Genomic DNA, 12,743 nt, shown 5'->3' on the forward strand with positions numbered 1-12,743 from the left:
TATTCTTATTTAGAAGGATGATTATTAAATCATCCTTCTAAATAAACTTAACCTATATCTATATCAAAACTATTCCCTGATAAATCAAATAAACTGCAATTCCCAAAAGAAAAATTCCTAAAGACTTTATCATTCCATTCAACCATTCTATTTTTAATTTCTCTTTATATTTAATCAAAAATTTTGAGAGAAAATAAAACCAAATAAAACTTCCTACTCCAACCATAAATGCATAAGCAATACTTAAAATTAACGATGGCAATGATTTCCTTGTAATTATTGCGGTCTCGCCATTTGGCTGAAAATTATACTTTTCCAAACTTTCTAATTTCTTGCCAGTTATTTCTTCAAGCGAAATTACATTATCGTACATTAAAATATCTAATCCGCCGGTGTTTAATCCAATTGAAGATGCAAAAGAAAGCAGCAGAAATGAAGATGTGAACCATCCAAGAAATAAGGAAGGATTTGTAAGATTTAAAATTAATCCGGTTCTAAATCCGCCGGATGTATTTATTTTTTTTTCAGCATCATCAGATTTTCTTAATTGATCTATCTTTAATTTGGTTCTAAGAATTTTTACCGCAACGTAAATTAAGAAAACGGATCCGACAATTAAAATAATTGGTATTGCGGTATGATAATAATTATATAAAGAAGTTAAACCGTAAACCGCAATAAAAACATAAAGAAATTCTATTAATGCACCTCCCAAAGCTAAACGCAAACAATATCTAAGTTTATTATTTAGCGCGTTTGATGTAACTAAAATGCTGATTGGCCCGGCAATAGGAACCGAAAAAAAGAAACCCGCAAATAATCCCAAGCCAATTATTACAAATAAACTTTCTGTCATTAAATTTTATTTTAATTTTAGTGATATTAGAAATTTAATTTAGTAAATGAATTTGTGAATACAAAAAGTAAATTTTATGCAGAAATTCAAAAGTTTGTTTTAAGATTTAGAATATTTTTTTGGATATTCAAATAAAATTTGTTCTCCGGATTTTCCATCAATTTTTTTCCAAGTATCTAAGTCAAAATTTATTTGAACGAAACCGCTCGTTGGAATATTTTCAATAAATTTATCTGATAAATAATTTGAAATTTGTGTAAAAGTTGGATTGTGTCCAAAAAACATTATAGATTCTATTTCATCCGATAATGAATAAATAATTCGCATCAAATCAGAAACTACTGCATGATATATTTTTTCTTCCCTCACTATTTTTTGCAAATTAAAATTTAAATATTGGGCAACAATTTCTGCGGTTGTAATTGCTCGTAAAGCCGGGCTTGTAAAAATTTGCTGCGGTATTTTAATTATTTTTGCTAAAAGATTTCCCATAAAGGGAGCATCTCTTAATCCTCTCTCATTTAAAGGTCTATCAAAATCTGAAAGTAATCTGTTTTCCCAGCTTGATTTTGAATGGCGCATCAAATAAAGTGTTTTCAAATCAATATCCGTATTTATTTTTCCGAAAGTAATTTATATTCTTGAAAAAGTTTTTTTAGATTTATTTGTTTCTGTTTTTCAAAAATTTCTTTCCCAATATTTGTATAGAAATTTGTTTGAATAACAAAATCCATATTTTTTTTAATCCATTCTATGTCAGAAAAGGTTTTATTTTTTCTCAATTCAATTTCTTTTTTTAATAAAATGCTTTTTTCAAAAAAATTTTCTGATCCAACATGACTAACATCTGCATCGCAAATAATTTCTTCCAACAAATTTTTCGGATTGTGAGGAATGGCAGTAACCCTAATGCAATCAACAATTATTTGAATTTCAGATTCCGAAATTTCATAATTGCTTAAAAATTCTTTAGCATAATTTGCGCCTAATTCTTCGTGACCTTCCCAAACTTTTATATGCCCAATATCATGAAACCAAGCAGAAATAGTAATTAATTGAATGTCATTTTCATTTAGAGAATTTGCTTTTGCAATTAATTTTACTGCTTCAACAACTTCAATTATATGATTTATATCATGATAAACATTTTCCGGCGGATTATTTTTTTCATAATAATCATAAATATGATCGGAAATTAACTGAATATTCATTCTATACTTTTTCTGAAATAAAATAATTTAAATTAATTTTCATTTTCTATTCACAAAATATAAATTAAATGTAAGAAAAACTTATTCGAATTTGCCTAATTATTAGAGACTTCTGAAATATTCAAATTGTCATTCCCGTGAAAACGGGAATCTATTGAATTCTCTCTGGATTCCCACTTTCGTGGGAATGACAAGCAGCATTAATTTAATTTTTCAGAAGTTTCTATTATTTATTAAGAATGAGTTTGTATTTTATTTTGGCGGGAATATTCAAACAAAAATGAAAATGAGAAACCATCAATTAATTGTACTACTTAAAATCCTTCCAAAGTTACATTCCCTTTATTGGAATATAAATATAATTCACCTTGGTTATTGTTTAGTGTTCCTTTAATTTCTTTCGAAGTTGAAGATGTTAATGTTAAATTCAAATTAGTGTAATTTAGATTACCGGAATCAGTTTTTAGATTAACATTTGTATTTGAACTGGCTGGAATTTTCACAACAATATTTCCACTTTCGGAAATTATTGTACAATTTCCATTCTCTGGCAAACTTGTTGTTGCTGTTATGTTGCCTTTAATTGACTTAATATTTATAGAACCATAAACACTATTCACCGTTGATTCATAATCAACGGTTTCAATTTTTACGTCGGAATCCAAATAACTTACATAACTTCCTTCATTATATTTTGTTATGAAAAGTTTTTTATTGTAAGGAATATTAATACTCAAATTATTCTTAAAAAGTTCATTGTCATTTTCCGGAGAATCAACAAAGATATTTAAAGTATCTTGAACCTGAGAAGAATTCAAAACAATTTTACTAAATGCTTCCTCACTTAAAGATAGTTCTTTTACTTTTACAGTTTTATCCAATAAAAAAGATGCTTCGTTTACATTTGTTGTGCCGTTAACAATTACAAATCCAATTGAGTTGGAAATTTTAATTACGTTAATATTTTCTGGGATCGATTTGGAATTGGTAAATCTTTTATTGTATTCAAATAGTGTTTCCGGTTCCGATGAATTGTCTTTGCAGTTATTAACAATTATTAATGTTGAGGCAAACAATAATGAAGACAAATATTTTTTAAAGTTTGATTTGTTCACGTATGAATTAAAATTAATGATTTAAATTCTAATTAATAATTAAATAAAAAATTTAATTATTGCAATACAATTATTGATAAACAATTGAGTTTATTTAAGGAAATAATAATTATTTATTTGATAAGGATTTTATATCATTTACAATTTCAAGAATATTAATTTTACTTCCGATATAATTTCTTCGTACAATTCCTTTTTGGTCAATTAACTGAATTCTATCCGTGTGAACATAGTAATAAGTTTTTAATCCGTTTTCATAAACTGTAGAATCCGATTTGATAATTACCATTCCAACATTTTTCATTAAAGAATCAATAACATCTTTTGAGCCGGTTAAAAAGTGCCAGTTAGCCAAATTTAAATCTCTAACTTTTGCAAAACTTTTAAGTACGGAAGGTTTATCAACATCAGGATCAAAACTGATTGAAATGAATTCTACATTTTGAATTTTCTGTTTATTTAATTCCTCTTGAATTAAACGCATGTTGTTTGTTGTTAATGGACAAACATCAACGCAGTTAGAAAAAATGTAACCAACAACCGCAATTTTTTCATTAATAATTTTAGGAAATTTAATTTCGAGACTGTCTTGATTGAATAAAGAATAGGAATGTTTGTTTAAATCTTCAAGTTCCTCTAAACCGGCTTTGCAAGATATTAACACTAAAAAAATTATAATAAATATCAACATTAAATTTAGTTTCATTTTTCACTCTACAAAATTATTTATTCGAGGATGGTAGTTCATCGGGTTCACAATATTCTGCATTTTGCAATGCATCATTAGATAATTTTGGACTAATATAATCAATGTTTAAATTTAAACCTCTAAGTATAAAAATAACTGCTAAAATTATTGCAAATACAGGAATTAATTTATTCATTTTTCGTTTTACATTTATGCTGATAAATTTTCCAACTAAAGCAGTTCCCAACATTATTGGAGTTGTGCCTAAGCCAAAAAGTGCCATAAATATTGCTCCGGATAATGCATTGCCGGTTGTAATTGCTCCAGCCAACGCAACATAAACAAATCCGCAAGGCAGAAATCCATTTAAAATTCCAAAAATTAAAAGTGAAAATGGAGAACCGGATTTTGTTAATTTTTTAAATGAACCTTTTACAAAATTGCTTAAGAATTGATAAGGATAAGTTGAAGATAATTTTCCTTTAAATTTATTCGGTAACAAATAATAAAGTAAAATTGAAATTCCGATTGCGATTGTTGCAAATTGTTGAAATCCAACAAAAGTAATTCCTCTTCCAAAAAATCCGAATACAGCTCCAAAAAATGTGTACGTAATTACTCGACCAATATTATAAAGTATTCGGCTAATAATTAAAATAAAATTTGAAGAATTTCCGGTTGGCAAAGCTAATACTATTGGTCCGCACATTCCCACACAATGGAAACTACCTAAAAAGCCAATTAAAAAACCGCCTAAAACTTCTGGACCCATAAAAATTCTTCATTATTACTATAATAAAATTAACTTGATTCTATAAGAATTAAAAATGATTTGCAAATTATAATCATTATTTCAGAAATAAAAATTATCTTAAGATTGATCGTCCATATAAAAGTATGTATATTTATATCTAATTATTTGGATTTAAGTTTGATAAAAAATTCTACTTTTGAATGGGATGATTTAAAAAATTTAATTAATGAAGAAAAACATGGTTTGAGTTTTGAAAAAGCTCAATTTGCTTTTTCTGATCCTCAAAGAGTAATTGCAGAAGATATTGAACATAGTAAAATTGAAAAGAGATATTATTGTTTTGGTAAAATAAATAATGAAATTGTTACGGTAAGATTTACTTTAAGAAAAAATAAAATAAGAATTATTGGCGCTGGTTATTGGAGAAAGGGGAAACAAATTTATGAAAAAGAAAATAAAATATAGTGATGAACAACTTGGTGAAATACTAATTGTAAAGGATTTTTTACCTAAACCGGAAGATTTAGTTTACAAGGAAGAAACTATAAAAATTACACTGAATCTGAGTAAGTCAAGTATTGAGTTTTTTAAACAAATTGCTAAAAAACATGGCAGCCAATATCAAAAAGTTATTAGAAATTTACTTGATAATTATACCTCCCATTATTCAAATTAGTTAAAAATATTAAAGCCAAACTCTATTTATTAAAAAATATTTTATCGGATAAAAAGTAACCGAAATAGCATAAACAGAATTAAATGATAGCGATATTTTTATTCTATCAATTTCAATGTTGAAGAAATATTTCAAGACAAAATTTGCGATTCCGAAAAAAGTTCCGGCAAGCAGAAAAATATATAAAAAGTAACCTATAAAATTATAATCTTTTTGTAAAATGCAAAAAGGGCAGTGATGTGTTGGCAGTTCATAAATGTAAGTTCCAAAAAAACTTGTAAGTGTAATTAAAGAAAAAATTAGAAAAACCAAATTTACAATTCCTATTACTTTTAGATTTTTCTTAAAAGTGAAATAGAGAAGAGCTAAAAATAGTCCGTAAAATATTGGTACGGAAATGTAATTCGGAATATTTGTAAGTTGTCCAACAATAGAGATTGTTTCGGAATTAAAAACTGTACTGCAGCAGCTTACAAGCTCTTGCGGTTTAATATCAAAGAAATAAAGGTACTGTAGAATTACTTCAGCTAAAAAGAAAAAATAGATGTATAAAAAATATTTAAACTTACTTTTTGTGTAAGGATAACTTTCGTTTTTCAAATCTTGATTATTTATCAAAATCCAAAATCCGTATAAATAAATATTTAAAATTTTTATCAACAAAAGATATAAACCAAAATCAGATGCAGAAGTTACACCAACTGCGCACATTGCGCCGGGAATAATTAATGATAATTTATCTAATGTATAAATGAAAAATATTATTGAAACAATTTTTAGATACAATGAAAACTTAATAATGTAAGAAGCCAAGTAACTTTGCTTTTCAAGATTATATTGATTTGAAGATGTTTCACTTAAGTTAAAATTCTTAGATATTTTATAAGAAATTATTGCGGCAATTGTGTTGAAGACGAAAAGTAGAAAATCTTCAATAAGCAAAACCATTACTTCCGGAGTTAGTAAAATGTTCATCTAATTTCACCCAAATGAATATCGATGATTTCATCAACAAAATCCAAATTGTAAAATATAGGATCATGACTTGCTAAAAGAATTGTAATACCTTTTTCTTTTAACCTTCTAATTATATCAACAAAATTATGAGAAAGCTTTTCATCTAAATTTGCGGTTGGTTCATCTGCTAAAATAATTTTCGGTTGATTAATTAATGCTCTTGCAATTGCAACTCTTTGCTGTTCTCCTCCGGATAATTTTTTTACCAGAACATTGTTTTTTTCGATAATAGAAAAATCATTTAATATTTCTTCTGCTCTTTTTTCAATTTCTGATTTATGCAATTTGCTTGGAATTAATGGAGCTACAATATTATCAAACGCACTAAGATCTGAAATGAGATTAAATTTTTGAAATATGAAACCAATTTTTTCTTGTCGCAACAAAGAAGAAAATTTATCCGGAAGCTTTGCAATTGATTTTTGATCAACAAAAACTTCGCCGTTTGTTGGTTTAATTAATCCGCCGACAATTGATAAAATTGTGCTTTTGCCGCTCCCGCTTGGTCCACGCAAAATTGTAAAATTATTTTTTCCAACTTTTAGAGAAATATTTTTCAGAACATGATGCTCATCTGCTTTTCCAATATTATAAATTTTATTTATGTTCTTTAGTTCAATCAACGCATTACCTCATCAGCATCAATAATTGCGGCACGCCAAGAAGGAATAATTGTTGCCAAAATATAAATTGGGACGGTAAGAATAAAAATTAAAAAGAGAATATTAAAATCAACAAATGGAATTAGTTGAAACGAAGGTTTTAGTTTGCTGACTCCGGTAAAAATATTTCTTAATAATGGAGCCTGTAAATTGAAAACATAAAAAAGAGCAAGACTGGTTCCAAGAAAAAATGAAAAGAGTGAAATAAAAATTCCCTCAATAAATTTCATTTGTAAAATATTTTCTGTCTGCCAGCCGACAGCTTTTAAAATTCCAATTTCTCTTTGATCTTCTTTGCTTAATCCGCTTGATTTATCATAAATTAAAATAAAAAATGAAATAAATGCTGATATAAGAAGTGCTAAAAATATTCCGCTTTTGTAATCAAAAATATTTTGATAGGACGCTTCAATATCATCCTTACTAACAATTCTGCAATCGGGAAACAAATTTTGAAGTTTTTGTTTTACAATTTCAATTTCGTTGGGATTTGGAATTTGAACGATTATATCATTCGCAAAGTTTTCCGGCATATCAAATAATTCTCTAACATAATTTACGGGCATTAGAATTATATCGTTGGTTTCTAAGTTTGATTCGCTTGTAAATGAGCCCAGAATTTTTGCTTCTAACTTTCCGCCTTTCGCTTTATTGAAAACAAAATATTTTTTGTAGAAATTTTTTTCGAGAAGATTTATTACGCCTTCACCGGCAATTATAAAAGGTGATGAAACCGTATCGATTTTATCGGAATAAAAATTTATTATATCATTATAATTTTCTTTGTAAGATTTTAGATCAAAGTCTAAACCAACAATTGTAAAATTTACATTTTCATTTACGAAATAATAATATCCCCAAATTCTTTCATTAACATTCGAAACACCTGGTAAAGTTGCAATTTTGTAAACTCTTTCAATCGGAATTAAAGTTTGTCTTCCTCCTACCATTCTTTGAACAATTAATTCCGGCAAGGAATCAACAGTTATTTCCAACTCTTTTTTTATTGATGATGAAATTGTAAAAACAGAAACGAGTAAAAAAACTAAAAGTGAAAAAACAAAAATCACAGAAATTTTTTTTACAAAACGACGCTGGAGAAAATTTAAAGTAAATTCAAGAAGTTTAAAATTCATTTTACTTTTCCAGCATTTATCTGATTTTTATAAAAATGAATATTATATACAAATGATGAAGGATAATAATCAAGTAAAGTTCCGTCTTCCGGAAAGATAGAAAAAACATTTGCAATAGAGCGGTGTCTTATCCAAATAGTTTCTGAAGCTAAAGCTAAATCCGGCAATTTTACTAACGCAGCAGCTTTTCTTTTTTTCTCAAATAATAAATTATTTTCGGCAAAGTCAATACTGTAATAAATAATTTCAAAAGTTGAAAAAATGATAACAATAAAAAATGCAGCTAATAATTTATTTGTTGATTTATTCATCTAACTTGTAAACTAAATCCTTTGTTATTTCTTCAAACTTTGAAATTATTTTACCGCCGTGATCTTTTACAAATTCTTTAGCACTTTTTTCATCAGTGAAGGGAATAAGTTCGTTCCCCATTGGTCCAAGTACGTTGCTATTAATTACATAAACTGCAAATTTGCCGTCAATTTTAGTTTGTAAATAATAATCAGTTACGGAAATTATTTCTGATTTTACTTTTTCTATATCACTCCATTTTTCCGGCTCAAAATAAAATTTCATTAAATCTTTTACTCCGTCAAAATACAATTTTGATTTTGAGGTTTCTATAACTGCCGCCCATTTGGGATATTTGTAAACAAACATTCCGCAAACCGGACATTTTGCATTTTCCGGAACAACAATATTTTGGCTTTCATTTTTAGCAGATTTTTCTTTTGCCTTTACTTCCCACAAATAAAGTGCAATCATTTGAAGTTTTTGTTCATCAACATCTTTGCAAATATTATTAGATTTTAAATGAGCTTTCAATTCTGCAATATTGGAAAAATTTTTAATATCAATATTTTTATCACAAAGTTCATTAAATAATTTTTCACCTTTAGGATAAACTTTCATTTCTTTTCGTTTCATCAGCATTTCTGTTTCTTCAGATAATTTTTTTTCAACCATTTCAGAAACAGATTTAAAGTCCATAATATTTTTACCGTTGAATTTTTTGCTAAAATCTTCAGCATCAGTTTTAGATGAAAACGCAATTTTACTAACTGACGACATTGTGCCCAGAACATCACTTCCAACAACATAAAAAGCATCGTTTACATTTATCATCTGTTCCGTTTTTGCATCAACAACAAAAATATTTTTTATCTGATTTTTATGATTTGGTTTATCTGTGCATAAACAGTGTATTGAACAATATTGTTTTGATGTTCCATCTTTAAGTTCAATTGCATGATTTGTTTTGTAAAACATTTTCAAATTCATTCCGCAAACCGAGCACCAATCTTTTGCGTCACCTTTTTGTAAAATTATAGCATTATTTGTCTCAGCATTTTTTACAAAATCTGTTTCCTGCGCAATTAAGAAATTCGAAATTAATAAAATGGCAAAAATTATTTTTTTCATTTTTTCTCCATCTAAAACAAATGATAATAATGTAAAATTAATAAATTACTGCTTAAAAGTAATTTGATTTACAAATTGAAAATATTTTGGAAGTTTGATTTTATTGCTGAAAATTATTTTTTTCTTCAAAAGTATTATGAATTATTGAATCATTATTATTTCATCATTTTGGTAAGCAACGGAATCAGCTTTCCAATCAATTTTAATTTTCCACATTCCCTGAAGTAAATTATTTGTAGAAATTGCTTGAAAATAATTCGAATCAATTTGTATTGGAATTGTTAAATCTTTATTTCTTTCTGAAGGTCTAAATAAAAAAATGTTTCCGTTTATATTTTTATAATTAAAATTTTTGGGAAATCGAAGTTCAATAGAATTATTAACGACAGATACTTTTAAATTTTCAGTTAACTGATTTGTTCTTTTAACTTTTTCCATTGTTTCGTTGTATTGAACTTCGGCTTCGTAATAATCATCTCTAACTAAATTCACATCTTGGCTGAATGAAAAATAAATTAACCAAAATGAAATGAGCATAAATACAATAATTGAAATTGTAATTCCAACACCCCAACTAATTTTCATTTTATTAAATCCTTTTTAGTCATTCTCACTTTTGGAATCTTTCATTTCATTATTTTCGTGATTTTCCTGTTCAATTCTTTTTCCGCTAACTTTTCCTAAGAATGAGGTTTTAATAATATCTATTATTTTTCCTTCCGCTTTAACTGCAATCTGGATTGGCGTATTTAATGTTTTAATATTTTTTTGCGGAATAATTACAAAAAATTTGCCTTCGGAAATTCCTTGAGGCTGAATTATTAAATCTCCGGTTAACAATTTAACTTCGCCTTCAATATTTTCTAATTCTAAAGTTGCCGGAACGGTATTAAAAGTTTTATTAATAATTTTTACATCATACAAATTGCTTAATTTTTCTCCGGGTTGTTCTTGCGCCATCAAGCCTGCAGTTCTTACAATTGATAATTCAAAATCAGATCTTGTTGATAATAAAAATGCAATTAAACTAAATAGTAATATCAAAACTACCGTATATCCAATTGCTTTTGAAGTGAAAATTTTTCTAACTCCGGTTTCAATTTCATTTTTTGATGCATAACGAATTAGACCGGCTGGACGTTTTACTTTAACCATTACATCGTCGCAAGCATCGATACAAGCAGTGCAGTTTACACATTCTAATTGTGTTCCGTTTCTTATATCAATTCCGGTTGGACAAACATCAACACATAGATGACAATCAATACAATCGCCTAAATTTTGATCTTCGCCTTTTTTGATTTTTCCTCTTGGTTCGCCTCTTTTATAATCATAATGAATTACAATAGAATTAGGATCAAGCATAACACCTTGAAGTCTTCCATATGGACAAATCATTGTACATACTTGCTCTCTGAAATATGCACCCATAAAATATGTTGCACCGGTAAATAAAATCATTGCAATAAATCTGCCTAATACTTCCGGAATTGGTTTGCTAGCTAATTCAAATAAAGCATCAACGCCTATAACCCAAGCAAGTAAAGCATTAGCTATTAAGAATGCTAATACAAAGAAAACTGCTTGCTTTAATGTTTTCTTGAAAATCTTTTCGCCATTCCATGGTTGTTTGTTTAGAGCTTTCTGTTTATTTGCATCACCTTCTATTAAATATTCTACTTTTCTAAAAACCATTTCCATGAAAATTGTTTGTGGACAAATCCAGCCGCAAAAAATTCTTCCGTAAACAACTGTAAATAAAAAGACGGATATTATTAATCCTATAATTGTTAATACAAAAAGATGAAAATCATGCGGACCAAAAGCAATTCCAAATAGAATAAATTTTCTGCCTAAAATATCCAGAAGCATTAAAGGATGACCGTTCACCTTAATTAGTGGAACCAAAAACAAAACTGCTAAAAGTAAAATTGCAGCAATAATTCTGTAATTATGAAATTTACCTGAAGGTTTTTTTGGATAAACCCAAATTCTTTTTCCTTCTTCGGTTACGGTTGCAAGATGATCTCTAAATTCTTCATTGTTTGGGGTTTGATTTGGTGTGTTCATAGTGTTAAGTTTTTTAGACTATAAAATATTTTTACTAAATAAAACTTACAAAATATTTTTATGTAATAAAAAACCCTGGCAAACATATTTTGTAAACCAGGGTTATAAATAAGAAAAAGGCTTCGTATTTTAATAAGTATATAAAGTTCCTTCCGGTGCTTTAGGATTTGCTGGATTGGATCCTCTTAAAGTTAAAATATAACTTGCAACTTCCTGCATTTGGTTGGGATCAAGTTGCGTTTGCCAGCTTATCATTCCTTTTGCCGGAACACCATATTTTATTGTTTTAAATAGATCATTGATTTTATTGCCATGAATCCAATAATCATCAGTAAAATTTGGTCCTACCAAACCTTCTCCATTTTGTCCATGACAAGCAGCGCAGTTTTTAATAAACGTTTGCTTCCCATTTGCTAAAGCCGCAGCATCATTTGTAACAGTTACGTTATCTTCATTTAGCAATTTTCCGGATTTGTTTAATATTTCTCTTTCCATGGAAGCAACTTCAACTTCGGCCGTATATTCATCTTCCTGAACATTGCCTGAACCGAGAATATGAAAATCAACCATATAAATTACAGCCCAGATTATTGATCCATAAAATATTGCCATAAACCACGGCGGAATTTTGTTATTTAATTCTTTTATCCCATCAAAATCATGATCTAAAAGAAGTTTTTGTTCATCATTAATACTTGGTCTTTGGTTTAAAAGATGCATAAGTTTTTTAAACCCGGATTCTTCAGCAGCTTCTCCTTTTTCTGAGTACACCAAAATAAGCCACATAATTATTGCCACTAAAAAAGCTGTTACTGCTACCATTATTTTGATTATTGATCCCAGCTCACTTCCTGTTTCAGTTGCAGTTTGAGCAATAACAGGTGAGCTAAAAATGAATAACAAAAATAGCACAGCTATTGTTTTGAATTTTTTAATCAATTTCATTTTTGTTCTCTTTATTATTTAAAAAATTATCATTATCTAAAGGAATTTTTTCTAATTCTGATATATATTCTTTGTCTCTTGTGATGATCCAAATAACTGCTCCAATAAAAACGCCAAGAAAAAGTACCAAAGTTATTACCGGATAAATTCCTACATTTTCAATTGAGCTTAAGTAATTAGAAAATTTCATT

17 protein-coding genes are annotated in these 12,743 nt (G+C 27.8%); 2 read left to right on the forward strand and 15 right to left on the reverse strand.

The genetic code is table 11. The features are described from left to right. Window positions 1–58: 58 nt before the first annotated feature. The 6 genes from IPH62_08370 to IPH62_08395 all read right to left on the reverse strand — a co-directional run bounded on the left by IPH62_08370 (window position 59) and on the right by IPH62_08395 (window position 4,642). The gene (locus IPH62_08370) at window positions 59–856 is read right to left on the reverse strand and encodes a LysE family transporter (protein MBK7105284.1); all 798 of its coding nucleotides are present in this window, start codon (window positions 854–856) and stop codon (window positions 59–61) included. A gap of 99 nt (window positions 857–955) precedes the next feature. Beyond that, on the reverse strand, window positions 956–1,456 hold the full coding sequence (locus tag IPH62_08375) for a histidine phosphatase family protein (protein MBK7105285.1): 501 nt from the start codon (window positions 1,454–1,456) through the stop codon (window positions 956–958). A gap of 14 nt (window positions 1,457–1,470) precedes the next feature. After that, window positions 1,471–2,067 carry an HD domain-containing protein gene (locus IPH62_08380; protein ID MBK7105286.1) on the reverse strand — a complete coding sequence of 199 codons (597 nt, stop codon included), beginning with the start codon at window positions 2,065–2,067 and terminating at the stop codon, window positions 1,471–1,473. A gap of 314 nt (window positions 2,068–2,381) precedes the next feature. Next, entirely contained in the window at window positions 2,382–3,182 is an 801-nt protein-coding gene (locus IPH62_08385; protein MBK7105287.1) for a hypothetical protein, read from the reverse strand. A gap of 109 nt (window positions 3,183–3,291) precedes the next feature. Continuing rightward, window positions 3,292–3,888, reverse strand: coding sequence for an SCO family protein (locus tag IPH62_08390; protein MBK7105288.1), 597 nt, complete (start codon window positions 3,886–3,888; stop codon window positions 3,292–3,294). A 16-nt stretch (window positions 3,889–3,904) separates the two neighbouring features. Further along, window positions 3,905–4,642 (reverse strand): sulfite exporter TauE/SafE family protein, encoded by a 738-nt coding sequence (locus IPH62_08395; protein ID MBK7105289.1) that lies wholly within the window; start codon window positions 4,640–4,642, stop codon window positions 3,905–3,907. A 162-nt stretch (window positions 4,643–4,804) separates the two neighbouring features. Here IPH62_08395 and IPH62_08400 point away from each other — a divergent pair, with 162 nt between their 5' ends. Together IPH62_08400 and IPH62_08405 are read left to right on the forward strand one after the other, a co-directional pair. Further along, the gene (locus IPH62_08400; GenBank protein MBK7105290.1) at window positions 4,805–5,089 is read left to right on the forward strand and encodes a BrnT family toxin; all 285 of its coding nucleotides are present in this window, start codon (window positions 4,805–4,807) and stop codon (window positions 5,087–5,089) included. Beyond that, window positions 5,067–5,300: a CopG family transcriptional regulator gene (locus tag IPH62_08405; protein MBK7105291.1), complete on the forward strand. Its 234-nt coding sequence runs from the start codon at window positions 5,067–5,069 to the stop codon at window positions 5,298–5,300. The genes IPH62_08400 and IPH62_08405 overlap by 23 nt, the downstream gene beginning before the upstream one ends. Window positions 5,301–5,309: 9 nt before the next feature. Here IPH62_08405 and IPH62_08410 read toward each other — a convergent pair whose 3' ends face one another. The 9 genes from IPH62_08410 to IPH62_08450 form a co-directional block, all read right to left on the reverse strand. Beyond that, window positions 5,310–6,275 (reverse strand): hypothetical protein, encoded by a 966-nt coding sequence (locus IPH62_08410; protein MBK7105292.1) that lies wholly within the window; start codon window positions 6,273–6,275, stop codon window positions 5,310–5,312. Next, complete coding sequence (locus tag IPH62_08415; protein ID MBK7105293.1) at window positions 6,272–6,940, reverse strand: ABC transporter ATP-binding protein; 669 nt, start codon at window positions 6,938–6,940, stop codon at window positions 6,272–6,274. Before IPH62_08415 ends, IPH62_08410 begins: the two co-directional genes overlap by 4 nt. After that, window positions 6,937–8,115 (reverse strand): FtsX-like permease family protein, encoded by a 1,179-nt coding sequence (locus IPH62_08420; GenBank protein MBK7105294.1) that lies wholly within the window; start codon window positions 8,113–8,115, stop codon window positions 6,937–6,939. Before IPH62_08420 ends, IPH62_08415 begins: the two co-directional genes overlap by 4 nt. After that, window positions 8,112–8,426 carry a hypothetical protein gene (locus IPH62_08425; GenBank protein MBK7105295.1) on the reverse strand — a complete coding sequence of 105 codons (315 nt, stop codon included), beginning with the start codon at window positions 8,424–8,426 and terminating at the stop codon, window positions 8,112–8,114. Before IPH62_08425 ends, IPH62_08420 begins: the two co-directional genes overlap by 4 nt. After that, window positions 8,419–9,537, reverse strand: a complete 1,119-nt coding sequence (locus tag IPH62_08430; GenBank protein MBK7105296.1) for a nitrous oxide reductase accessory protein NosL — start codon at window positions 9,535–9,537, stop codon at window positions 8,419–8,421. The genes IPH62_08425 and IPH62_08430 overlap by 8 nt, the downstream gene beginning before the upstream one ends. Window positions 9,538–9,678: 141 nt before the next feature. Then, the gene (locus tag IPH62_08435) at window positions 9,679–10,122 is read right to left on the reverse strand and encodes a FixH family protein (protein ID MBK7105297.1); all 444 of its coding nucleotides are present in this window, start codon (window positions 10,120–10,122) and stop codon (window positions 9,679–9,681) included. A gap of 15 nt (window positions 10,123–10,137) precedes the next feature. Continuing rightward, entirely contained in the window at window positions 10,138–11,607 is a 1,470-nt protein-coding gene (gene ccoG, locus IPH62_08440) for a cytochrome c oxidase accessory protein CcoG (protein MBK7105298.1), read from the reverse strand. A 129-nt stretch (window positions 11,608–11,736) separates the two neighbouring features. Beyond that, a complete protein-coding gene (locus IPH62_08445; GenBank protein MBK7105299.1) occupies window positions 11,737–12,552 on the reverse strand; it encodes a c-type cytochrome in 816 nt (271 codons plus the stop codon). Next, entirely contained in the window at window positions 12,539–12,742 is a 204-nt protein-coding gene (locus IPH62_08450; protein ID MBK7105300.1) for a cbb3-type cytochrome c oxidase subunit 3, read from the reverse strand. Before IPH62_08450 ends, IPH62_08445 begins: the two co-directional genes overlap by 14 nt. Window position 12,743: the final 1 nt, after the last annotated feature.

Source organism: Ignavibacteriota bacterium (assembly GCA_016708125.1).
Taxonomy (GTDB): domain Bacteria; phylum Bacteroidota; class Ignavibacteria; order Ignavibacteriales; family Melioribacteraceae.